Source organism: Solibacillus sp. FSL W7-1436, from assembly GCF_038007305.1.
In the GTDB taxonomy this organism is placed as follows: domain Bacteria; phylum Bacillota; class Bacilli; order Bacillales_A; family Planococcaceae; genus Solibacillus.
Map to the genome: position 1 here is coordinate 2,572,484 of NZ_JBBOWV010000001.1, position 25,363 is coordinate 2,597,846.

The following is a 25,363-nucleotide window of genomic DNA, read 5'->3' on the forward strand; positions in this document are numbered from 1 at the left end:
TATCTGATACAACTTTATCAAACATATTTCACCTTTAAATACAGCCAATGCCACTCTATTATTCACAGCTAAAACTTCATTAATTACCTTAATCACAATCAATTAATTACGTGAAAAAATAATAGAAGGAGCTGTGATTCATCTATGCAAATTCCTGCACAGGCAAAACGCTATGCATTCACACAAGTCGCAAAGTTATCCCCGATTGCCGCAAGTAAATTATTATACTGGAACAGGTTCAAAACCCGTTTAAACCTGGAAAATCCAAAAACCTTTAATGAAAAATTAATGTGGCTCAAACTATTTGAAGATGTTGAGTTCAAAAGAAGATTTACAGACAAAGTGAAGGCACGTGAATATATGATCACAGTCGGCTATAACTATTTACTGCCGCCACTAATCGGTATTTTTGATGAGGTTGAGGATATTATTTTCGAGCAACTGCCGAGAAAATTTGTGCTGAAATGCTCGCATGGCGATGGCATGACAATTGTTTGCGAGAATAAACGGGAAATGGATTACCGGGAAACAAGACAGCAATTAGCGGAAATGGTGGCAACGGATTATTCGCTTAGATATGCTGAGCCTCACTATGCGTCAATTCTTCCTAGAATTATTATCGAACGTTTTATTGAATCACCTACTGGCAATGAGATACAAGACTACAACATTCATTGTTTCCATGGGGTGCCGAAGATTATCGAATCTACTTTCCACCGTTATACACCGAAAGAGCAAACGCTCATGATGACACCGGATTGGTTTAATACGAATTATATAAAGAAAAAGTACCCGTTTGATGAAGGAAAATTAAAGCCAACGCTGCTTGAAGAACTGCTCGCCATTGCGAAGAAGCTGAGCAAGCCGTTTATGTATGTACGAATCGATTTAAAGGTAGTAGATGAGAAAGTTTACTTTAACAACTTTACATTCACTCCGGACGCTTGTTTAAATAACCAAATTCAAGACGATGATAGTTTGAAGCTTGGACAATGGCTTGATTTGGATATAGAAAAATCAAGGCATCCAGTTACTGTAGCCCGTTCCAAATATTAATCACTTTTACTGTTTAGGAGGATTTCTATGATACCGATTGTGTCTATTATTGTGGCAACACATAATGTTGAATATTCGATAAGAGAATGTCTGAAAAGCCTGCAGCAGCAAACATTGCAAGAAATCGAAGTGCTGATTATGAACAATGGTTCTTCTAAAGGAACGGCTCTTATTTGTGAAGAGTTTGTCAGTGAAGATGAGCGTTTTAGTTTATTTAACGCGCAAAACCTTACGTTAAGTGAAGCGCGCAATTACGGAATGCAGGAAGCTGCCGGGAAATATATTGCGTTCGTTGATGGGCATGATTTTGTGGAAAGTACGATGTATGAGAAGCTTGTGCAGCGGGCTGAGCAGAAGCATGCGGACCTCGTACTGTGCGGCTATACGAAATACTGGCCGGAAACGGAACGCAAAAAACAGGTGAAGGTCAATGAAGCCTTATTAACCAAACCGAACCCTGTCAATTATTATCTGACAAAGCATAATGAGGCTTATATTGTGCCATGGAATAAGCTTTTTTTACGTTCCATCATTATGGGGGAGCGTTTATATTTTGATAACCATCCATTTTTTGAGGATGTCGGTTTTATCGCACAATACTTATCATTTGCGAAAAAGATTGCCATTGTCAATGAACCACAGTATAACTTTGTGCAATATGAGGATATGCTGATGAAAAATTACAGTCCGTCGATTGCCCATTCCCATGCGCAAACGTATGCCCAATTGAAACAGTTTTTTGATAAAAGGCAGTACCGCAATGTGATGGAAGGGTTAAATTTACGACTGTATATTCACCGTTATCATCATGTGTTATTAACGACATCAAACACACGGCAAGTGAAATCGCTGGAGCGTCAAATTATCCGGGAAAGCAAAAACTTTTCTCAGCTCCCGTGGAATTTGCGTATGATGAAGCCGTTAGTGAAAATGAGGGTCTACCCGACATTTTTCCGGTTGGTTCATAAAGTAAAGGCTTAAAACTCATTACTATACAAGTAAAATTCGAAGCTCGATAAGGGGGAATATTTGTGATATTAGTCGTTGGTGGAGCGGGCTTTGTTGGAAGCCATGTCGTAAATTTATTACTGAAAAAAGGGCCGGTCGTTGTGTATGATAATCTATCCACAGGACACCGGGGCGCAGTCGATGAGCGGGCCATTTTTATCGAAGGCGAATTATCGGACCAGCAGCGGTTAACGCAAATATTTACGTTGTTTCCGGTTCATACGGTGATCCATTTTGCCGCATCGGACTCGGTCAACGAGGCAATGGGGAATCCTGAATATTACTATGAAAATAATGTCGGTGGTACATTGGCGCTATTGAAAGTTATGCGGGCATGCCGAGTGCGGAATATTATGCTCTCTACAGCCGTGGTGGCAAGTTCAGAAAACAATGAGCTTTTACAAGGGCAGAAATGTATGATTGAACAGATGCTTGAAGCTTATACGAAAGCTTATCATATGAATGGTAGCGTTCTCCGTTATTGTAAGAGCAACAGTGTACAGGCATCGGCCATTGGAAATCCGGAAGCTGCGATTGATGGGACAGTTAACCGTGGTTTTAAAAATGTGAGCGATGTAGCGAATGCGCATGTAATGGCACTTGAAGCGTTGGAGCGGGAGGAGCCGGCATTCAGAATGTACGATCTGTCTGCGGATAGTTTAAAAAATTCAAAGTTGAATGATGGCTGGCAAGCTGATCGAAATGTACATGAAATGATTGAAGATGCCTGGACTTGGCATGAAAACTCAAAATGTTAGCGCAGTACTCTGTTACAATTCAGTTTGTAGCAGTTTTTTTGCGTCCAATGTGGAAACAGTGGTAAAATGGACAGATGTTGAGCACAGAAAGAGTGGTTTTTAAAAATGAAAGTATTATTTATAGGCGATATCGTCGGTTCAATTGGTCGCGATGCGGTAGAACAGTATTTGCCTCGATTGAAGAAAAAATATAATTTGGATGTAGTTATTGCAAACGGTGAAAATGCTGCAGCAGGGCGTGGTATTACACGGGCGATCTACAACGATTTACTGCAAATGGGCGTCGATGTCATTACAATGGGCAACCATACTTGGGACAACAAAGACATTTTTGATTTTATCGATGATGCCGATTACTTAGTGCGTCCGGCAAACTTTTCAAAAGATGCGCCAGGTCGCGGCATGACACAAGTATCGAAAAACGGTGTAACAATTTCGGTTATTAATTTGCACGGCCGCGTATTTTTACCGCCGCATGAAGATCCGTTTGCGATGGCAGTCGAAATGGTCGAAGAAGCGAAAAAAACATCGCCAATCGTCTTTGTTGATTTCCATGCGGAAGCAACGAGTGAAAAAATCGCATTAAGCTGGCATCTGGACGGCAAAGCATCTGTCGTTGTCGGAACACATACGCATGTACAGACAGCAGACAACCGTATTTACCCGGGCGGCACCGCATATATTACGGACGTAGGTATGACAGGTCCATACGATGAAATTTTAGGTATGGGAAAAGACAATGTCATCTATAAATTCCTGACAAATATGCCGGCACGCTATGAAGTACCGAAAAAAGGCCGCGCTGTATTAAGTGCCTTCTTCATAGAAATTGACGACAAAACTGGTAAAGCAATTCGCCAGGAACGCGTACTCATTAATGAAGATAACCCGTTTCAAGCATAAGTAAATAAGACACCTATTACTGAAAATGAGAGGAGGTTGCCTTTTGTATTCTGTAATAGGTGTTTTTTAGTATTTCAAACTTAGTAAAGATGTAGTTTCTAGTGAATTTGAGGATTAGCAGTATCAAATTGAGGAATATAAATAAAAATTGAGGATTATACAAGAGTAAGTGAGGAATATTCAGACCAGATTGAGGATTATCCTTTGAATAATGAGGAATATATTCTGCACTAAATAGGGTCTTGCAGCATTTTTGAATTTAAATATTAACCAGTGCAAATAAAGAATAGAATCACTCCTAGTGAAGATTAAATTTGCATCCCTTCCCACAAACCTGTAAAATCGGTTGAATATTTAGGGATAGATAATAGCATTCTCAACGAAATTAGAATAAAATGGAAAATACGTGGAAATAATTAAAGTGAAGTGAAACTTCGGATTGAAACCGACGTTCTTAATAAAGAGGTGGAAAAACAAAAATGAGAAAAATACTCGCTTGGCTGATTGTGATACTGTGGATGATGCTCATTTTTTACTTTTCACAGCAACCAGTATTCGATTCACGAGATTTAAGTTCAAATATTACAACACAATTAATAGAGATTGTTGAAAAAGTGACACCGCTGGAAAATGTGGAGAAAAAACAAGTGCATCACCTTGTCCGGAAATACGCGCATTTCACAATCTACTTTTTCCTGGGGATTTTTGCACTGCTGGCACTAAAACTAACAGGATTAAAGCATTCCCTTAGTGCGATAATCGCACTCGTCCTCTGTATGATTTACGCGGTTACCGACGAATACCATCAGCTGTTTGTTGAAGGCAGAGGGGCTCAACTGAAAGATATTTTTATCGATTGGGCCGGGGCTGCGACAGGAATTACAGTGGCGACGCTTCTTGGTTTGATTGGAAAAACGGGCAAGCCACGTTCGGAAAATAGAAAAACCAGCTCCAGGTATAAAGTAAGCGAACATTCATAAATTATTACCAGGAAATCAATAAAATGCAGGAATAGCTCCCTATCTTTAAGAATATGTATATGTATAAACATATTAGAAGTAGAGAACGAAGGGAGCACATGATGAAAGAGCGATGGAAATGGGGGATTATCATCGTGATTGGTTTTTGCATCGTATCGCTGATCATCTCGCTCAATAGTTAATGTATAAGCACAGCAATAGAACTAAATATACGGGTCTTAGGAGCCGTTTTGATAACCCAAGAGAGTCGAACCTTGTCGAATGCAAGGTTTTACTCTCTTTTTTTGGGGAAAACTGAATAGTTTTGAGTAATCTGTGATATGATAATTAGACTATACATTTGGGTAATGATGTCAAAAATAAGAAATTAATAAAGTTGTATAGTTCTAATTTATCTATATCACATAAGAAAGGAGACTATTTAAGTATTTTGTGACCATATAAGAGAATTTATGGTAAGGTTTGAAGTTTTGATAGGTTTTAATGACTAATACCTTGAAATGCCAAGTATTCTAGGCGTTTTATTGCACATTTTTATTGTTAAGTCGGGGGAGGATTAAGATTTGAGTTACACTGCTAGATACACGACATTTTCAGCTCTGGACTCGCTGCTTGTTGTGTCGGCTATTTTTATCAGTTATTTACTATTGCATCCAACATTAACGGTCTATTCGGATACAGTCCTTGTGATCAGTGCCGTTACATTGCTTGTCAGTCATCATATCACCGCCCACCTGTTTCATTTGTACAACCGGTTGTGGAGCCTGGCTTCGGTAAGAGAGCTGCTCATTATCGGCTATGCGGTGACAACCTCTGTTTTAGCGGCGGGTGCGATGCAGTTTGTCATCCAACAGCATATATATTTTCGCGTAATGGCTATTACATGGTTGCTGCTGATTTTACTGATTGGCGGATCGCGTTTCGTGCTGAGGGTTGTTCATGAACGGTCACCTGTCAAACCGGCTGCGGAAGTAAAGCGGGTGTTAATCGTCGGTGCCGGTGAAGCGGGGACAATGCTTCTGCGTAGTCTTAAACGGAATCCGTCCGAATATCAGGTAGTCGCTTTTGTGGATGATGATCTCAATAAACAGCATTTAAAACTGCTCGATGTGGATGTGTGCGGAACGACAAGCGACATTCCGCAAATTGTGCAGGCAAAGGCCATTCACGAAATTATATTAGCGATCCCTTCACTTAGCAAAAAAGAGATACAGGAAATTTATACACGTCTTGGAGAGTCGAAAGCAACAATTAAAATCATGCCGAAAATTGAAGATGTGATGACCGGAAAAGTTTCGGTGAACGATATACAGGAAATCAAAATCGAGGATCTGCTCGGGCGTGAAGAAGTCAAATTGGATATGCTGGCACTTTCGAATAACTTAACGAACAAAAAGATTCTTATCACAGGTGCAGGAGGATCGATCGGTTCGGAAATTTGCCGCCAGACTGCCCAGTTCCATCCGCAGCAGATTATATTGCTCGGTCATGGAGAAAACTCCATCTATAAAATCCATCTAGAACTATCGGAAAAAGCGGAATACAAGGATATTGAATTTGTTCCAGTCATTGCGGATGTGCAGGACAGGGAACGGATTTTTCAGGTCGTCCAGCAATATAAGCCGGATGTCATTTATCATGCGGCAGCACATAAGCATGTGCCGATGATGGAAAGCAACCCGAAAGAAGCGGTAAAAAACAATGTGTTCGGTACAAAAAATATAGCCGAAGCTGCCCATGCATTCGGTGTTCCGAATTTTGTCATGATCTCGACCGATAAAGCGGTCAATCCGCCGAACGTGATGGGGGCGACAAAGCGTATCGCCGAAATCATCATTCAAAATCTCGCGACATACAGCGATACAAATTTTGCCGCAGTACGATTCGGAAATGTGCTTGGTTCACGCGGCAGTGTCATCCCGAGATTTAAAGCGCAAATCGCTGCAGGCGGACCTGTCACCGTGACACATCCAGATATGACCCGCTATTTCATGACGATCCCGGAAGCATCCAGACTTGTTCTGCAGGCGGGGGCACTGGCACGTGGCGGGGAAGTGTTCGTCCTTGATATGGGCGAACCGATGAAAATAGTCGACTTGGCCAAAAATATCATTCGTCTATCTGGTTTTTCGGACGAGGAGATTGAAATCGAATTCAGCGGTATTCGCCCGGGTGAAAAAATGTACGAGGAATTACTGAATGCAGAAGAGATTCAGGAGGAGCATATTTACCCGAAAATTCATGTCGGGAAAGCAAGCCGGATCGAAGGAGAGTTGCTGAAGGCATTACTGAAAGATATAGAAGAGTGTCAGCCTTCGGAGTTAAAAGAAAAACTGATTCATATTTCCAATACGAAATGGGATCAGCACGTCCATCTGCAAGAAATCACTGCCTAATAGAGAAAAAGGCTCTTTTCATGCAAATGGAAACTAGTAATAGAAACTTGGTTGTGTTCATATATAACTCTTATTACAAGAAAAAAATAATATGTACAAGAGTTTATAACAGAGATTAACGCTCAGGGGGAAATAGAGATGAAAGAAACAATTAGTCTACAGGAAATTATAAAAATTATAAAAAAACGCCTAGTACTCATAATCGCTCTTACTGTAATCGGTTGTGGAGTCGCGGCTGGTATCAGCATTTATGCAATAACCCCGATTTATGATGCGCAGACACAAATTCTGGTGAATCAAAAAGGCAATGCCGATCAAGTGTATTCATTGCAAACTACCAATACCGATTTAAGTTTAATTAATACGTATCAGGTCATCATCACAAGTCCGGTGATCTTGAATCCTGTACTGGAAAGCCTTGACCTGGATAAAACGACAGGGCAGCTGGCACAGCAAATATCGGTGTTCACCAAAACGGATTCCAAAGTGGTCAATATCCGTGTGGAGGACCCGAATCCGGCAGTAGCTGTAGACATCGCGAATACGCTGGCGGAAGTGTTTAAAGAGAATATTCCGCAACTGATGAGCATCGACAATATTTCGATCTTATCGGCCGCTAAATTAAGCGAAAACCCGTCACCGGTAAAACCTGACATCTTGCTGAATAGTGCAATCGGTGCTGTTATCGGCTTAATGCTAGGTTTCGGACTGACATTCCTGCTCGAATTTTTGGATATGTCGATCAAGGGCGAGCGTGATGTGGAAGATTATCTGCAATTACCGGTAATCGGAATGGTGGATTTCATTAAAGAAGAAAAAGAGAAGAAGCTATCTTTACGTGTGCAGAAAGCGGGGAGAAGTTAAATGGTGAAACTGGGTCTGAGAAAAAGAAAAAAAACATTGCAAAGTTCGAATATCGCAAGGAAACTTATTACGATTACTGAAACGAAATCCCATGTTATCGAACAGTTTCGCACGATTCGTACAAATATTAAATTTTCGATGCCGGATGAGCCGTTAAAGACGATTTTAGTTACTTCTTCTACACCGGGTGAAGGGAAATCGACGAATGCGGCGAATCTCGGTGTTGTTTTTGCACAGGAAGACAAGAGAGTTCTTATTATTGATGCCGATATGCGGAAGCCAACACAGCACCATACATTTAAAACGTTCAACAAAGTGGGGCTTTCTAATGTGCTTGCGAGAAAATCCACGCTCCAGGATGCGATTCAGGAGACATTTATTGTAGGGCTTGATGTCATAACAAGCGGTCCTATTCCGCCGAATCCTGCTGAACTGCTTTCATCCCAAGGGTTGGATGCATTGCTTCAAGAAGTTAAAAATCAGTATGACATCATCATTATCGATTCACCGCCGTTATTATCGGTGACTGACGCGCAGATCCTGGCGAATAAATGCGACGGTGCCATGATGATTTTAAATACGGGTGAAACTGATAAACGTGCCGCAAAAAAAGCGCAGACACTGCTGGCAGCTGCCCACACAAAGATTTTGGGTGTCGTGTTGAACAACTATAAAACAAAGAATCATTATAATTATTATGATGGTTACCGTTACTCTGAATAATCTGAATATTTTCTTGCAGTAGTTGCTAAAATCGGATTCTAATTGCTCATTGAGGCGCATACAATGACGTACAGGCAATAAAAAACAGCCTGAAAAAAAGATAAAGCAGTACTAGATGAGGAGGAAATAGCTGTGGATTCATTAAAAGTATCATCTCGTTCTAATCCTAATTCTGTTGCAGGAGCACTCGTTGCGGTTATACGAGAGCAAGGGTTTGCTGAAATGCAGGCGGTAGGTGCAGGTGCGTTAAACCAGGCAATTAAAGCAGTAGCAATCGCTCGAGGGTTTGTAGCCCCAAGCGGCACAGATTTAATTTGTGCACCGGCTTTCGCGGACATTATCATTGCAGGAGAAGATCGTACGGCATTAAAACTACTCGTTGAAAAAAGAACTCGTTAATCCATGAAGACCCATACACTCGCTTAGCACCCAAACTGGGCTAAGCGGGTGTATTTTTGTTTGCGGGGTATATTTAAATAGAAGGAATTTATCGGTTGATTAGTAACTCTTTGAAATTTTAATCGTCAATTGGATTTAGATATTCGTCAATTATTAACGGGTGATATATTATTCGTCACTTTTACAAAGTTAATCGTCAAATGTGTGCACTTATTCGCCAATTCCGGATGCTTAATCGTCACTTTGCCGTACATAATCGTCAATCAGGAGCAGATATTCGCCACTTCAGCATATAATCGCCACTTTTACGATTGAACTGAAATCGCGCCTTACTTATTTTGACGCAACCCTTATACATAACCAATCGTCTTCCAATAAAAGATTTCCTATATAAAATTTAGGGAATAGAAATCTTGTTTTAATTCAAAACAAATTGTGTACAGAACTTTCCGTCAAAGGTCTGATTTTTTGACTCGATATGACATTTGCAATAGAAGAGTCGAAAACTTCATGTTAAACTAATGTAGGAAAAATAACTTCTTTCAGTAGAAGTCTTCTTATATTTATAAGATGCAGGATAAAAGCAAGTGTTTCTCTTTTGAGTGGAGTTCTCATTCACTGAAAGAAGTTAAGCACCGGCGGATATCACGAATTCGGAAAGGAATTTTTTTGTGCAAGCACAAAAACCGAATTCGGATGCAATTACGCCTTCGCGTAATTGATTTCTACATGGCTGTGCTATCCGGCAGCTCTCAGTAATAAAGCATCTTATTTCCATTGAGCGAGCGTATGCGGCGCCCCCCTCAATGGAAATAGAAGCCTCTGGCAGATGTCACAGATTTTTTAAGGGAACTTTTGAGTAAACTCAAAAAATCTGGACGCAATTCCGCCGAGGCGTAATTGAACTACGCTTTATTCATTTATATAATACAGAACTTAAGGAGATGTTGATATGTTACATCAGCTTTCATGGAAAGTCGGTGGGCAGCAAGGTGAAGGGATTGAGAGTACAGGTGAAATCTTCTCAATGGCAATGAATCGTCTAGGGTATTTCCTATACGGTTACCGTCATTTCTCTTCTCGTATTAAAGGTGGCCATACGAATAATAAAATTACGGTTCGTCCGACAGAAGTACGCGCAATTGCGGACGACTTGGATATATTGGTGGCGTTCGACCAGGAAACGATCGACGTGAACTATAAAGAATTAACACCGGGCAGTATCATTTTGGCGGATGCGAAATTCGATCCGAAAAATCCGGAAGACAGTGTTGCGCCATTATACGCGGTACCGTTTACGGAAATTGCGGCTGAGCTTGGTACATCTCTAATGAAAAACATGGTTGCGATTGGTGCAACGGCAGCGCTTTTAAACTTGGATGAATCGGTTTTCCAAAGTGTTGTAAATGAAATTTTCGGACGTAAAGGTGAAGAAGTCGTAGCGAAAAACATCGAAGCGATCGAACGCGGTCGTCAGGCGATTTCAGAGCAGATCGGTGACCGTGTAGGTACATGGGAAATTGCACCTGCAGACGGAAAACGCCGTATGTTCATGATTGGTAACGATGCAGCGGCATTAGGTGCGCTTGCAGCGGGCTCTCGTTTCATGGCGGCATATCCGATCACACCGGCATCTGAAATTATGGAATACATGATTAAAAAGCTGCCATTAGTAGGCGGAGCGGTTATTCAAACGGAGGACGAGATTGCTGCAGCAACTATGGCAATCGGTGCAAACTACGGTGGTGTGCGTGCATTTACGGCATCAGCTGGTCCTGGTCTTTCACTCATGATGGAAGCGATCGGTCTTTCAGGTATGACGGAACAGCCGCTTGTTGTTTTCGATACACAGCGCGGTGGTCCATCAACAGGTTTACCGACAAAGCAGGAGCAGTCGGACTTGATGGCGATGCTTTACGGTACACACGGTGAAATTCCGAAAGTCGTAATTGCGCCTTCTACAATGGAAGAAGCGTTTTATGATACGATCCAGGCGTTTAACATTGCCGAAGAACTGCAAATTCCGGTTATTGTGATGACAGACTTGCAGTTATCACTAGGTAAGCAGTCGGTTGATCCGTTCGATTACAGCAAAATTGAAATCCGCCGCGGTAAAATTGTCGAAGCGGTTGAAGATGTAGAAACGAAAGATTACTTCAAGCGTTATGAAAATACTGAAGACGGCGTTTCACCACGTGTCCTGCCAGGTACAAAAGGCGGTATTCACCACGTAACGGGTGTAGAGCACGATGAAACAGGTAAGCCATCGGAAGCAACGGGCAACCGTCGCACGCAAATGGACAAGCGTATGCGTAAATTACAGCATGTCCGCTTTGAAAATCCGGTATACGTGAACGCGCCACATGAAGATGCGGACGTATTGCTTGTAGGTTTCAACTCAACGCGCGGAGCAATCGAAGAAGTTCAGGAAAAGCTGAACTCTGAAGGCGTAAAAGTGAACCATGCACATATTAAGCTGATCCACCCGTTCCCATCTGAAGAGATGAGCGCATTGATGGATAAAGCAAAAAAAGTGATTGTCGTTGAAAACAATGCGACAGGTCAGCTCGCAAATATTATGAAAATGAATATCGGTGGTCACGCGAAGACGAAATCGATTTTAAAATACGATGGTACACCATTCCTGCCACGTGAATTAACAAACTTAGTGAAGGAGGAAATTTAATCATGGCAACATTCAAAGATTTCCGAAATTCCGTAAAACCTAACTGGTGTCCAGGCTGTGGTGACTTCTCCGTACAAGCGGCAATTCAGCGTGCAGCAGCAAACGTAGGCTATGAACCAAGCGAATTAGCAGTTATTTCAGGAATCGGCTGTTCTGGCCGTATTTCAGGCTATATTAACTCATACGGTTTCCACGGCATTCACGGTCGTGCATTACCTATTGCACAAGGCCTGAAAATGGCGAACAAAGACCTGAAAGTTATCGCTTCAGGCGGTGACGGTGACGGCTTCGCAATCGGTATGGGTCACACAATCCATGCGATCCGCCGTAATATCGACATTACGTATGTAGTCATGGATAACCAAATTTACGGACTGACAAAAGGGCAAACGTCTCCACGTTCTGCTGCTGGTTTTATTACGAAATCAACACCAGGCGGAGCAATCGAGCCATCTTTAAAACCATTGGAAGTAGCATTAACAGCAGGTGCGACATTTGTGGCACAAGGCTTCTCAACGGATATTAAAGAACTGACAGCGATGATCGAAGCCGGTCTGAACCATAAAGGCTTCTCGTTCATCAACGTATTCTCACCATGTGTAACATACAACAAAGTTAACACGTACGACTGGTTCAAAGAGAACTTGACGAAGCTTGCCGATATCGAAGGCTACGATTCTTCTAACCGCGAATTGGCAATGCAGACAGTAATGCGCAACGAAGGTCTTGTAACAGGTATTATTTATCAGGATACGGAAACAACTTCGTATCAGGAAAAAATCAAAGGCTATTCAGAGCTGCCGTTAACAGATATCGATATCAGCTTATCAGAAGAACAATTTGATCAGTTGACGAAGGAATTTATGTAAATAATGATTTTGGAGCTATACAGGCTGGGGTTTCTGGCTTGTATAGTTTTTTTGTTACTGAAATTATAGATTTGGGCATTGTGCTTGTTGGTAATGCATGCGGCGAAAATGTACGAGTAAAGCAGCAGGAGGCTTTGGCTTTTATTAGAACATTGTAGTGGTTTATTAGACAATAAGATGAGTTTATTAGAAAAAGTTGGTGTCTTATTAGAAAATCGAACAACAAAATTTGAATAAAGCTTCTTTAGAGCTATTTTTGAATGCAAATGCGATAGGGAATGAGTTAGCTTGGGTTTTTATTAGAACAATTCAATGGTTTATTAGAAAAAGTCACCGTGATATTAGCAGATCAGGAGGGGATATTAGAACATCCCGAACACTTATTAGAACAACAGTGAGTTATATTAGAAAATCCGCATTTTATTAGAACAAATAAAAATATATTAGAAGATTTCAAAATATATTAGAACATCTCCAGCCGCCAGCCTTCCTAATGATCCCAAAATACAGATTATCCGACACAAAATGCCGCTATTTCTATCCACAAAAATAATTCCTCTAAGAAAAAAACATTGACCGCCAGCCCACTTCCATCACCCCCTACTTTTACAACAATTTAACATATTTACATAAATCCATTTACATAGTCCCTTTATACTAAACCAAAATACATAGATAAATGAGGTAATGTAACGTGCGCTTTCGTAATGCGATTAAATTTAAAGACCGGCTGGCAGTATTAATGATCATCTGTATCTGTTCGAATATTATTCTGACCGTATTCAGTATGGACTATTTACGGAAAATGGAAAGGGAAGCACAGGCAATATATGAAGAAAAACTCATGACACTTCATACGATACAGGACATTGAACAACAGTATCTCCAGACAAATGAAATCCCGGCGCAATACCTGGAAAAATTAACCATATTCGATTCCAAAATGGAGTTTTATATGAAACAGCTGGCGAGCAATCCATCCGCCGCATTATTCGAGGAAATCGACGCATACATAATCGAGCGGGCATCCGCACAATTAGCCAATCATAAGAACGATATAAAATTCGGCTACAGTCTTCTATTATCAATATCCATCCTATTAATGCTGCTTGTACTGTTTTTCGGGATTCAGGCAATTCGCTCGATCAATAAGCCGACGCGGGAACTGAAGCAGCTGTTTAAACTCGTTCAGCAGGGGGATTTAACGAAGTACGCGACATACTCGGCACGCGACGAGCTCGGGGAAACAACGAAATACTACAATTTAATGATTGGGGAGATGAAGGAGCTTCTAAAAACAGTACGGAAAAATACTGAATCGGCGACAGATGCGAATAACGAGCTTCAAACAAATGCGGAGCAAATTACAACGGGGGCAGTGCGTATTGCCGCAAGCTCGGATGACATGACCAATTCATTGCAATATGCAACAGCCCGATTATCGGATAATGCGGCATCCGTTCAGCAAGTAGCAGCAGGGATTGATGAAATCACCGAGCGCATGCACCATGTCGATCACTATATAAAAGAAACGATCGCACAGGCTGTGGACGGAGAAGCGATTGTCGGGCAAAATCTGCTGCAAATGCAAGATGTGGAACAGGCGATGCAAATAGCCAGTAATACCATTACTCAGCTGAATGCACAGACACAGCATGTTTCGCGGGCGGTCATGATGATTCACTCGATTGCTGATCAGACGAATTTACTTGCGCTGAATGCCTCCATCGAAGCAGCAAGGGCCGGGGAACATGGCCGGGGTTTCGCTGTGGTAGCCCAGGAAGTGCGTAAATTGGCGGAACAATCTCAGGAGTTCACAAAATCCATTGCAACAATCGTGACGAGTATTCAGCAAGATGCCCTGGAAGCGACAAACAATATGGAAAATGCAATGCGCAGTGTGGATACGGGAGTCTCTACAACGGAACATAGCGCGGCAAAGTTTAGGGAAATTACGATGCAAGTCCAACAAATCGGTCCGCAAATGGAGCATGTTTCTACTATTATGAATGAAATATCGAACCACACTCATGACGTCGCACAAAGTTCGATTGAATTAAGCAACCGCTCCGAGGAAAATCTCGTGTCGATGCACCTTATTCAGGAGCAGATTGACATTCAAAAAAATTCAACAACCGAAATTTATGAAGAGATTCAAAGTATTGCAAAAAATATGCGTTCCTTAACACATGCTGTAAAACGATTTTATATTTAATAAAAAATGTTTTTGACGATTTTTGTCGAAAGCATTTTAAATTTTGTTATAGTACTGTAACATCTATAAGTAATTGACAACAAAAGATAAAAATACATGAAAAATTGTAATTATTTTCAGAAAACTGATGAAATTTATCATGAAAACTGTTATCTTTAATCAAGAAGTCATATTAATGAACGATATGTAAATTTATTCCATAATACAATACTCCTATAGTCATTGATTTAATATTAAGAATATTTTTAAGAATGTAGCTTTTAATAAATTATTGACTGTAGTAGAATAGGGTATAAAATTGCGTATTTTTTAGTTAATGCGAAACTAGATAGAGAGAAAAGTTAGTAGATTATACTTGTTTAGCTTCATTTTTCAGAAATTTGCAAAAGGCAGTAGTTATATTCACCATGGCAAATAACTAAAATTGCTGTGATCAATTCAATTTGTCATGAGATAAATATATTATTAAAGGGGATGCTTTTTATGAACAGTCAAATTCAACTTATTGTACCAGAGTGGTTTGTGCAGGATGAGCTACATATTGTCGAAACTATCGTCAGCAAAACATCAGCGGATACAGGGATTATCATTGCAGGGGAAAACTTTGATGCAACAAAGCGATGCCACCCAACTGTACGCCTTTATATGATCGAGCTTTTGGATGATCAATATGAAATCACAAAAGAATTGGATGCCTTCCAGTTCGATACAGCTGAAAAAGCAAAAGAATTCTGTGCAAAGCTGCCTGAAATGACGGCAATTGATTTGGTAATGTTAATGAATAAGGAAGAGCTTGTATTTTTTATGTAATAGATAAATCCAGCTTTGTTGAATGAATCTTCATTTAGCAAAGCTTTTTTTGTTGCTCTTTTTCCGAGGGTCCGTGTTTGTATTTTAGTGGAGAAAGGCTACAATAAAGGAGAACAACTAGAATAAGGAAGTGATTTAAATGGCTAGAGGTGTATATATTCACATTCCTTTTTGTCATCAGATTTGTAACTATTGTGATTTCAATAAAGTATTTTTTAAAAATCAGCCGGTAGATGAATATATTGAAGCGCTTGGACGTGAAATGGAATTGACGGTCGCCGAGATGCCGGAAGCGTTCAAGAATATCGAAACGATTTTCCTTGGCGGCGGTACCCCGACTGCACTGTCCGCACAGCAAATCGAAAAATTATTATCGCTAATTACGAAACATATTCCGATGTCATCCGTAAAAGAGTTTAGCAGTGAAGCAAATCCGGATGAACTGACAATCGATAAATTGCAGGCACTGTATAATGGAGGCGTCAATCGTTTAAGTATGGGTGTCCAGTCATTCGACCAGTCACTGTTAACGAAAATCGGACGTACCCATTCGAATGAACATGTATATGAAACGATCCAAAATGCGAAAAATGTTGGATTTAAAAATATCAGTATTGATTTAATGTATGGACTGCCTGGCCAGACGATGGAGCAATGGCAGGATACGCTTGAGAAGGCATTGGCACTCAAGCTGCCGCATTATTCGGCGTACTCGCTTATCGTAGAGCCGAAAACGATCTTTTATATCCAGTATGCGAAAGGGAAGCTCCATTTGCCGACAGAAGATCTGGAAGCGGACATGTACGGTGTGTTGATGGACACGATGGAGGCGCATGGTCTGCGACAGTACGAAATCAGTAATTTTGCGAATGAAGGCTATGAGTCAACACATAATAAAATCTATTGGGATAATGACGAATACGCAGGCTTTGGCGCTGGTGCCCACGGTTACTTGGAAGGAGTACGCTATTCCAATGTCGCACCGATCAAAAAGTATATTGAGACAGTGATGGCAGGAGAGCGTCCTTTATTGCATGAACATGAAGTGACAGGTGAAGAAAAGCTGGAAGAGCAGATGTTTTTAGGATTACGAAAATCTGCCGGTGTGATGCATGAAGAATTTGAAACAAAATTCGGTCAGCCGATGCTTTCTATATATAAGGAAATAATCGATCGGTTACAGGAAGAGCGATTGATTGAAATGGACTCTGAAGGAATCCGTTTAACAAGAAAAGGCCGGTTTATCGGCAATGAAGTATTTCAGCGGTTTTTAGTAGGGGAATAATCATTTTGCGGCGGTACTTGAAAAAAGTTAAAAAAAACGGACGAATTCATTGACATCAATTTAGAGATTTGCTAATTTATAAATATATTAGCACTCCTCTTAATCGAGTGCTAACAGAGGTGAGAAAGATGTTAACAAATCGGCAGTTACAACTATTGCAAGTAATCGTAGACGAATTTGTGATGTCAGCACAGCCTGTTGGTTCGCGTCAACTATCCAAAAAAGAAGGTATTACGTATAGTGCTGCTACAATACGTAATGAAATGGCAGATTTGGAGGAATTGGGTTTTTTAGAAAAAACGCATACTTCTTCAGGAAGGGTCCCTTCTGAAAAAGGGTATCGCTTTTATGTCGACCATTTACTTCAGCCTCAAATCATTTCGAGTGGCGAAGTAGCGCAAATCCAGTCGCTCTTTAAAAAGCAGATTGTTGAAGCAGAACAAATTATTAAAGAATCCGCAAATATATTATCGGAATTGACGACATACACGACGATTTTACTCGGTCCGGATGTTCAAAAACATCGTGTCAAGAAATTCCAGATTGTACCGTTAACTGAACAGACAGCGGTGGCTATTATCATCACAGATAACGGTCATGTAGAAAACCGCACACTAACGTTACCACCGGGTTTTAACCCGCATGATATTGAAAAAATGGTTAATATTTTGAATGACCGTCTAGTCGGTGTGCCTTTATATGAACTTCCGGTAAAGCTTCAAACTGAGGCGATATCGGTATTGAAATCTCATATTCATGCATCCGATTCGATTATCCGGTCATTGTTATCCATTACTTCAAACAATCACGAAAATAAAGTTTATTACGGTGGTAAATCCAATATGTTGAATCAGCCGGAGTTCCATGACTTAGAAAAAATGCGAATGCTGATGGATCTGATCGACAAGGAAAGCCAAGTTCAAACTTTATTCAATGAACAGAAAAATGGTATTCAAATCCGAATAGGTTCAGAAAACAATCATTTAGCAATGGAAAACTGCAGTGTCATCACCGCTTCCTTCCTTGTAGGGGAAGAACAGCAGGGGGCGATCGCCATTATCGGTCCGACGCGCATGGATTACCGCCGTGTTGTTACATTATTGGATGTTATGACAAACAGTCTGTCCAGAGCGTTTTTCGATAAAAAGCAGTAAAACATTGATTCAGCGGTCGTAATGTTATACATAGCCGCTGAATTCATAAATGATTGATACTCGAGGAGGAAAAGAAGTGTCAGAAACAAAAAACAATGAAGAATTGCAGCAGGAAGAAACTACGGAAGAAGTAGTGGAAACAGCTGAAACTACTGAAACAGAAGAAACTGCAGTAGATGAAAAAGATCAGAAAATCGCTGAGCTTGAAGCGAAACTTGCAGAAGAGGATGCACGTTACCTGCGTTTACGTGCTGACTACGATAACTTGACTCGTCGCAACCGTTTAGATCGTGAAGCGGCTGAGAAATACCGTGCACAAAGCTTATTAACTGAACTTTTACCGGTGCTGGACAATTTGGACCGCGCACTGCAAGTAGAAGTGACGACAGAAGAAGCGGCTTCATTATACAAAGGTGTACAAATGGTATATGACCAGTTACTTGCTGCAACGCAAAAAGAAGGTCTTACAATCATTCCGGCAGAGGGCGAAAACTTTGATCCGAACTTCCACCAGGCTGTAATGCAGGAGCAGGACAGTGAAAAGGAAACAGGCGTCATTTTACGCGAACTGCAGAAAGGGTATCAGTTAAAGGACCGTGTACTGCGTCCGTCGATGGTATCTGTAAACGAGTAATTTAGTGCTTTTCGGTGCTATCTATATATTTTATCTATTAAATTAGATATTCATATCAAACACATTTTGTTTTTTACTATTAGGAGGAAAATTAAATTATGAGTAAAATTATCGGTATTGACTTAGGAACAACAAACTCTTGTGTATCTGTATTAGAAGGCGGAGAACCAAAAGTAATTCCAAACCCGGAAGGTAACCGTACATCTCCATCAGTAGTAGCATTCAAAAATGGAGAAAAACAAGTTGGTGAAGTAGCAAAACGCCAAGCGGTAACAAACCCGAACACAATCATTTCAATCAAATCAAAAATGGGTACGAACGAAAAAGTGAAAGTGGAAGATACAGAGTACACGCCACAAGAAGTATCTGCAATGATTTTACAATACTTAAAAGGCTATGCTGAAGACTACTTAGGCGAAAAAGTAACAAAAGCGGTTATTACAGTTCCTGCTTACTTCAACGATGCACAACGTCAAGCAACTAAAGACGCTGGTAAAATCGCTGGTTTAGAAGTAGAGCGTATCATCAACGAACCAACAGCTGCTGCATTAGCTTACGGTTTGGATCAACAAGACGTTGACCAAAAAATCCTAGTATTCGACTTAGGTGGCGGTACATTCGACGTATCGATCCTTGAATTAGCTGACGGTGTATTCGAAGTATTAGCAACAGCAGGTGACAACAAACTTGGTGGTGACGACTTCGACGACAAAATCATCGCTTATTTAGTAGAAGAATTCAAAAAAGAAAATTCAGTAGACTTATCAAAAGACAAAATGGCAATGCAACGTTTAAAAGATGCAGCTGAAAAAGCGAAAAAAGACTTATCAGGTGTAACTTCTACTCAAATTTCATTACCATTCATCACAGCGGGTGCTGATGGCCCACTTCACTTAGAAATGTCATTATCACGTGCGAAATTCGATGATTTAACAAAAGACTTAGTAGAGCGTACAATCGTTCCAACTCGTCAAGCATTATCAGATGCAGGTCTTTCTGCTTCAGAATTAGATAAAGTAATCTTAGTTGGTGGTTCTACTCGTATTCCTGCAGTAGTAGAAGCAATCAAAAAAGCAACTGGTCATGAGCCACACAAAGGCGTAAACCCAGACGAAGTAGTAGCAATGGGTGCTGCTGTGCAAGGCGGCGTATTAGCTGGTGACGTACAAGGCGTATTATTATTAGACGTAACACCATTATCATTAGGTATCGAAACAATGGGCGGCGTTATGACGAAACTGATCGATCGTAACACAACAATCCCAACATCTAAATCTCAAGTGTTCTCAACAGCTGCAGACAACCAGCCAGCAGTAGACATTCACGTATTACAAGGTGAACGTTCAATGGCTGCAGACAACAAAACACTTGGTCGCTTCCAATTATCTGATATTCCGCCAGCGCCACGTGGTATTCCACAAATCGAAGTAACATTCGATATTGATGCAAACGGTATCGTATCAGTTAAAGCGAAAGACTTAGGTACACAAAAAGAACAAACAATCGTGATCCAATCTGATTCAGGTTTATCAGAAGAAGAAATCGAGCGTATGGTGAAAGACGCGGAAGCAAACGCTGAAGCAGATGCGAAACGTAAAGAAGAAGCAGATCTTCGCAACGAAGCAGACCAATTAGTATTCCAAGTGGATAAAACAATCACAGACTTAGGCGAGCAAATCACAGAAGACGAAAAGAAATCTGTTGAAGATGCACGCGACGAGTTAAAAGCAGCTTTAGAAAAAGGCGAGCTTGAAGGTATTAAAGCTTCTAAAGAAAAATTAGAAGGCGTACTACAACCATTAGTAATGAAGGTATACGAGCAAGCGGCAGCAGCAGCACAAGCACAAGGCGGCGCTGAAGGCTTCGAAGGCGCAGCTGACGCTGGTCAAAAAGACGATGGTATCGTAGACGCTGACTTTGAAGAAGTAAAAGACGACAAAGACAATAAATAATTCTTTCTGATTTCCACATAAAAGCCAAAGACCGCTTGCGGCTTTGGCTTTTAAGCTTGTTAAAGGTAGGGTGTGATTTTGCTTTTTGGAGTGGGTTCCGGGGAGAAAGTGGAACTTGTTGAATCGGAAGTAGAAATTATGGCTGCTAATGTGGAAGTTTTTCACGGAAAAGTAGAATAGATCTCTCGAAAAGTAGAAAGAGCGAATCTTATTAGCGGATTCCCGGGGGGAAGTAGAACTTATTGAGGTAAAAGTAGAAAGTTCAGCGTCTAATGTGGAAGCTATTCATGGAAAAGTAGAATAGATCTCTCGAGAAGTAGAAAGAGCGAATCTTATTAGCGGATTCCCGAGGGAAAGTAGAACTTATTGAGGTAAAAGTAGAAAGTGTGGCCGCTAATGTGGAAGCTTTTCACGGAAAAGTAGAATAGATCTCTCGAGAAGTAGAAAGAGCGAATCTTATTAGCGGATTCCCGGGGGAAAGTAGAACTTATTGGGTTGAAAGTAGAAAGTGTGGCCACTAATGTGGAAGCTTTTCATGGAAAAGTAGAATAGATCTCTCGAAAAGTAGAAAGAGCGGATTTTATTAGCGGATTCCCGAGGGAAAGTAGAACTTATTGAGGTAAAAGTAGAAAGTGTGGCCGCTAATGTGGAAGCTTTTCACGGAAAAGTAGAATAGATCTCTCGAGAAGTAGAAAGAGCGAATTTTATTAGCGGATTCCCGGGGGGAAGTAGAACTTACTGGATTGAAAGTAGAAAGTGTGGCGGCTAATGTAGAAGCTTTTCATGGAAAAGTAGAATAGATCTCTCGAAAAGTAGAAAGAGCGGATTTTATTAGCGGATTCCTGTGAGAAAGTAGAACTTATCGAAAAGACGCTTAATTAAATCCAACAAACCTTGACTTCAATTAAATAAGAAGCCAAAACCCCATACCAAACCTGAGTTGTGCGGAGTGGAGAGGCCGACTCCTAGGGGATTAAGCGTGCGCGGAAAATCCACTTGATGTATGCCGCCGTAGAGGCATATATCAAGTTAGTTGGAGCCACGCCCCCAGGAAAGTGTGCCTCCGCAACGCAGTACAACGGGCCATATAAAAGAAACGAAGTATTTACCTACGAATCGAAGTAGAATAACGAACTTTATGAACAAACCGAAACATTATTTAATTTCACATAAGATGAACCAAAGCAAAAGCTATACATCAATTTTTCAACATGATAAAATAGACGTTATGTAAAAAGAGCGGAGAGTGAACAATGAGTAAGCGCGATTACTATGAAGTACTTGGCCTGAGCAAAGGTGCAAGCAAAGACGAAATTAAAAAAGCGTATCGTAAATTATCAAAACAGTATCACCCGGATTTAAACAAAGATGAGGGTGCAGACGAAAAGTTCAAAGAAGTCGCAGAAGCCTATGAAGTGCTGTCGGACGACCAAAAACGTGCACGCTATGACCAGTTCGGCCATGAAGATCCAAATGCAGGCTTTGGTGGCGGAGGCTTCGGAGGCGGCGCTGGATTCGGCGGTTTCGAGGACATTTTCAGTTCGTTCTTCGGAGGCGGCCGACGCCAAGATCCAAACGCCCCACGCAAAGGCGACGATCTTCAGTTCCGTATGAACATCTCTTTCGAAGAAGCAGTATTCGGAAAAGAAACAGAAATCGAGATTCCAAAAGAAGAAACATGTGATACATGTCACGGCTCTGGTGCAAAACCGGGTACACACCCGCAAACATGTTCACAATGTAATGGCGCTGGTCAAATCAACCAGGCAGTCGACACACCGTTTGGCCGTATGGTAAACAAACGTTCTTGCCCATCATGTCGTGGTCAAGGTAAAATCATTGTGGAAAAATGTTCACCATGTCGCGGTACTGGTACAATTACGAAAAAGAAAAAAATCAAAATCACGATTCCGGCTGGTGTAGACGATGGTCAACAACTACGCGTAGCTGGTCAAGGTGAAGCAGGTTACAACAATGGTCCTGCCGGCGATTTATATATTATTTTCAATGTTCGCAAGCACGAGTATTTCGAACGTGACGGCGACGATATTTTATATGAACTAAAATTAACATTCCCGCAAGCAGCGTTAGGTGATGAAATCGAAGTACCGACAATTCACGGGAAAGTGAAGCTGAAAATTCCTGCAGGCACACAATCCGGTGCACAATTCCGCCTGAAAGACAAAGGTGTAAAAAATGTACACGGTTATGGCATGGGGAACCAGTATGTCATCGTAAATGTTGTCACACCGACGAAATTGACAGAAAAACAAAAACAACTGTTACGTGAATTTGCAGAAATCAGTGGAGATATTCCGGAAGAACATGGAAGCTCCCTGTTCGACAAAATCAAGAAAAAAATTAAAGGCGACTAAGGAGTGTATTGCAAGTGAAATGGACAGAACTTTCGATTTTAACAACGCATGAAGCTGTTGATGCAGTGACGAACATTTTACACGAAGCTGGTGCAAGCGGTGTAGTAATTGAAGATTCAAAGGAATTAGATAAAGAGAGAATCGATAAATTTGGTGAAATTTATGCACTGAATCCTGAAGATTTTCCGAAAACAGGTGTCATTGTAAAAGCATATTTATCGGCTTCAAGTTTTTTAGCGGAAACAATCGAAGAAATTAAGCTTGCAATCGCAAACCTTGTAAACTTTGATATTAATATTGGTGAAAATGTACTAACACTTTGTGAAGTGGATGAAGAAGATTGGTCAACGGCGTGGAAGCAGTACTACCATCCGGTAAAAATTTCGGAACGCTTCACGATTGTGCCGACTTGGGAAGACTACAAACCGGTATCAACGGATGAGCTGATCATTGAACTTGATCCGGGGATGGCGTTCGGAACGGGTACACACCCTACAACGGTCATGTGTTTACAGGCACTTGAAAAAGTTGTACAACATGACCACACAGTTGTCGATGTTGGTACAGGATCTGGTGTACTGTCAATTGGTGCTGCCATGCTTGGCGCGAAAAGTGTTCATGCACTGGACTTAGATGAAGTGGCAGTAAATGCAGCGCGTGAAAACGTTGAATTGAATAAAATGAGTGATATTGTTGAAGTATTCCACGGCAATCTTTTGGATACAGTAAAAGAACCGGCTGATATTGTCGTAGCGAATATTTTAGCGGAAATCATTATGTCATTTACAGATGATGCATTTTCAATTGTAAAACCAGACGGCATCTACGTGACATCAGGTATTATCGGAGCGAAGAAAGACGATGTCAAAGCAGCTCTTGAAAAAGCCGGATTTGTCATTGAAGAAGTATTGATGATGGAAGACTGGGTCGCGATCATTTCACGTCGTCCATAAATCAATTGTTTAGATGAAGAGGTTGGGAGAAAATAGAAATTTCATTACTTAATAAGAAAATTCTTATTAAGGAACGTATACTATATAAAATTGATTGGAATGGAGGGCGACTCCAGCGGGAACAGCACGACGCCTGAGACTACAGGCTCAGGCCGTGCCCGCGGAAAGCGTCCCGGAATGGAAATCAATTTTTTAACGCTCAGCAAAAAAATACCATTTTTCTCTCGTAGAAAAATGGTGTTTTTGGGTTATGTACTAATCTCTTTACGTTATCAACAGGGAGTGAAGACAATGCAAAGATATTTTGTAGATACAGTGGATAAGGATATGGACCAATTTATCATTTCCGGAGAAAACGCACGCCATATTTCAAAAGTAATGCGCATGACGGTTGGGGAAGAAATCATTGTTGTCCATGACAATGTGGCGCATGTTTGTGAAATTTCCGAACTGGATCAGGATGTACATGCAAAAAAAACAGGGACGACAATCCCATCGCCGGAAATGCCGGTAAATGTCGATATTGCATGTGGCCTGCCAAAAGGCGATAAACTGGAACTGATAGCACAAAAAGCGACAGAGCTCGGTATGCACGCACTCATTCCATTTGCTGCGGAACGTTCGATTGTAAAATGGGATGATAAAAAAGCAAAGAAAAACCAGGAACGCCTGCAAAAAATCGCTCTGGAAGCGGCTGAGCAATCGCATCGTACATATGTCCCGAATGTTGTACAACCAATCAGTTTCAAACAGCTTGTACAAACATTCCCGAACTATGATGCTGTCTATATTGCCGATGAAGAAGATGCGAAGCTGGCTACACGTACGACATTTAAACAAAAGCTGCAATCGTTAAAAACGGAAGAAACACCACGTATCCTATGCATCTTCGGTCCTGAAGGCGGCATTTCCCGCACTGAATCAGCCGTCTTGCTCGAAGCCGGTGCACAGACAATGTCACTTGGACCGCGTATTTTACGGGCAGAGACGGCACCATTGTATGCGCTTGCTGCGATTTCTTATGAATTTGAATAATGAACGGACTGAAATATCAGACCGAAAGAAGCCTCAATTTCTCACACAAAGAGAAATTGGGGCTTTTTGTTTTGAAAATATCTCAAATTAAATGGATTCCCTACTTGTATAAGGAAATTCAAATATGTATAATGTTTGTATAACATATAACAGTGTCTCTGGATAAATCTTTATTATAAACAGTTGAAATATGAAATTTTATTAATAATGACGGTGAAAAGAATATAGAACATCATTAAACATTATACAAATCGAACTTCAAGAATGAAGCATTGTACAATATCGAATCGAAACAGGGAGGAAATAAA

20 protein-coding genes are annotated in these 25,363 nt (G+C 40.9%); all 20 read left to right on the forward strand.

The window, feature by feature from the left end:
* Positions 1–144 precede the first annotated feature (144 nt).
* The 20 genes from MKX73_RS12590 to MKX73_RS12685 all read left to right on the forward strand — a co-directional run bounded on the left by MKX73_RS12590 (position 145) and on the right by MKX73_RS12685 (position 25,055).
* Complete coding sequence (locus MKX73_RS12590) at positions 145–1,056, forward strand: ATP-grasp fold amidoligase family protein (protein WP_340717732.1); 912 nt, start codon at positions 145–147, stop codon at positions 1,054–1,056.
* Between the two features lie 27 nt (positions 1,057–1,083).
* Positions 1,084–2,037, forward strand: a complete 954-nt coding sequence (locus MKX73_RS12595) for a glycosyltransferase family 2 protein (protein WP_340717733.1) — start codon at positions 1,084–1,086, stop codon at positions 2,035–2,037.
* Between the two features lie 50 nt (positions 2,038–2,087).
* Complete coding sequence (locus MKX73_RS12600; RefSeq protein ID WP_340717734.1) at positions 2,088–2,822, forward strand: NAD-dependent epimerase/dehydratase family protein; 735 nt, start codon at positions 2,088–2,090, stop codon at positions 2,820–2,822.
* Between the two features lie 105 nt (positions 2,823–2,927).
* A complete protein-coding gene (locus MKX73_RS12605; RefSeq protein ID WP_340717735.1) occupies positions 2,928–3,725 on the forward strand; it encodes a TIGR00282 family metallophosphoesterase in 798 nt (265 codons plus the stop codon).
* A 479-nt stretch (positions 3,726–4,204) separates the two neighbouring features.
* On the forward strand, positions 4,205–4,705 hold the full coding sequence (locus MKX73_RS12610; RefSeq protein WP_340717736.1) for a VanZ family protein: 501 nt from the start codon (positions 4,205–4,207) through the stop codon (positions 4,703–4,705).
* A 563-nt stretch (positions 4,706–5,268) separates the two neighbouring features.
* A complete protein-coding gene (locus MKX73_RS12615; protein WP_340717737.1) occupies positions 5,269–7,101 on the forward strand; it encodes a polysaccharide biosynthesis protein in 1,833 nt (610 codons plus the stop codon).
* A 138-nt stretch (positions 7,102–7,239) separates the two neighbouring features.
* Positions 7,240–7,965: a YveK family protein gene (locus MKX73_RS12620; RefSeq protein ID WP_340717738.1), complete on the forward strand. Its 726-nt coding sequence runs from the start codon at positions 7,240–7,242 to the stop codon at positions 7,963–7,965.
* Positions 7,966–8,688, forward strand: coding sequence for a CpsD/CapB family tyrosine-protein kinase (locus MKX73_RS12625; RefSeq protein WP_340717739.1), 723 nt, complete (start codon positions 7,966–7,968; stop codon positions 8,686–8,688).
* 132 nt (positions 8,689–8,820) lie between these two features.
* Entirely contained in the window at positions 8,821–9,087 is a 267-nt protein-coding gene (locus tag MKX73_RS12630) for a stage V sporulation protein S (protein WP_251689152.1), read from the forward strand.
* Between the two features lie 952 nt (positions 9,088–10,039).
* Positions 10,040–11,773: a 2-oxoacid:acceptor oxidoreductase subunit alpha gene (locus MKX73_RS12635; protein ID WP_340717740.1), complete on the forward strand. Its 1,734-nt coding sequence runs from the start codon at positions 10,040–10,042 to the stop codon at positions 11,771–11,773.
* 2 nt (positions 11,774–11,775) lie between these two features.
* A complete protein-coding gene (locus tag MKX73_RS12640; protein WP_340717741.1) occupies positions 11,776–12,642 on the forward strand; it encodes a 2-oxoacid:ferredoxin oxidoreductase subunit beta in 867 nt (288 codons plus the stop codon).
* 694 nt (positions 12,643–13,336) lie between these two features.
* Positions 13,337–14,857, forward strand: a complete 1,521-nt coding sequence (locus MKX73_RS12645) for a methyl-accepting chemotaxis protein (RefSeq protein ID WP_340717742.1) — start codon at positions 13,337–13,339, stop codon at positions 14,855–14,857.
* Positions 14,858–15,340: 483 nt separating this feature from the next.
* The gene (locus MKX73_RS12650) at positions 15,341–15,667 is read left to right on the forward strand and encodes a geranylgeranyl pyrophosphate synthase (protein WP_340717743.1); all 327 of its coding nucleotides are present in this window, start codon (positions 15,341–15,343) and stop codon (positions 15,665–15,667) included.
* 139 nt (positions 15,668–15,806) lie between these two features.
* On the forward strand, positions 15,807–16,952 hold the full coding sequence (gene hemW / locus MKX73_RS12655; protein ID WP_340717744.1) for a radical SAM family heme chaperone HemW: 1,146 nt from the start codon (positions 15,807–15,809) through the stop codon (positions 16,950–16,952).
* A 128-nt stretch (positions 16,953–17,080) separates the two neighbouring features.
* Positions 17,081–18,106, forward strand: a complete 1,026-nt coding sequence (gene hrcA, locus MKX73_RS12660) for a heat-inducible transcriptional repressor HrcA (protein ID WP_340717745.1) — start codon at positions 17,081–17,083, stop codon at positions 18,104–18,106.
* 76 nt (positions 18,107–18,182) lie between these two features.
* On the forward strand, positions 18,183–18,740 hold the full coding sequence (gene grpE, locus MKX73_RS12665; RefSeq protein WP_340717746.1) for a nucleotide exchange factor GrpE: 558 nt from the start codon (positions 18,183–18,185) through the stop codon (positions 18,738–18,740).
* Between the two features lie 98 nt (positions 18,741–18,838).
* A complete protein-coding gene (dnaK, locus tag MKX73_RS12670) occupies positions 18,839–20,692 on the forward strand; it encodes a molecular chaperone DnaK (protein WP_251689137.1) in 1,854 nt (617 codons plus the stop codon).
* Positions 20,693–21,945: 1,253 nt separating this feature from the next.
* Positions 21,946–23,067, forward strand: coding sequence for a molecular chaperone DnaJ (dnaJ, locus tag MKX73_RS12675; RefSeq protein ID WP_340717747.1), 1,122 nt, complete (start codon positions 21,946–21,948; stop codon positions 23,065–23,067).
* 14 nt (positions 23,068–23,081) lie between these two features.
* Positions 23,082–24,020 carry a 50S ribosomal protein L11 methyltransferase gene (gene prmA, locus MKX73_RS12680; RefSeq protein ID WP_340717748.1) on the forward strand — a complete coding sequence of 313 codons (939 nt, stop codon included), beginning with the start codon at positions 23,082–23,084 and terminating at the stop codon, positions 24,018–24,020.
* A gap of 291 nt (positions 24,021–24,311) precedes the next feature.
* Positions 24,312–25,055 carry a 16S rRNA (uracil(1498)-N(3))-methyltransferase gene (locus MKX73_RS12685; protein WP_340717749.1) on the forward strand — a complete coding sequence of 248 codons (744 nt, stop codon included), beginning with the start codon at positions 24,312–24,314 and terminating at the stop codon, positions 25,053–25,055.
* Positions 25,056–25,363 lie beyond the last annotated feature (308 nt).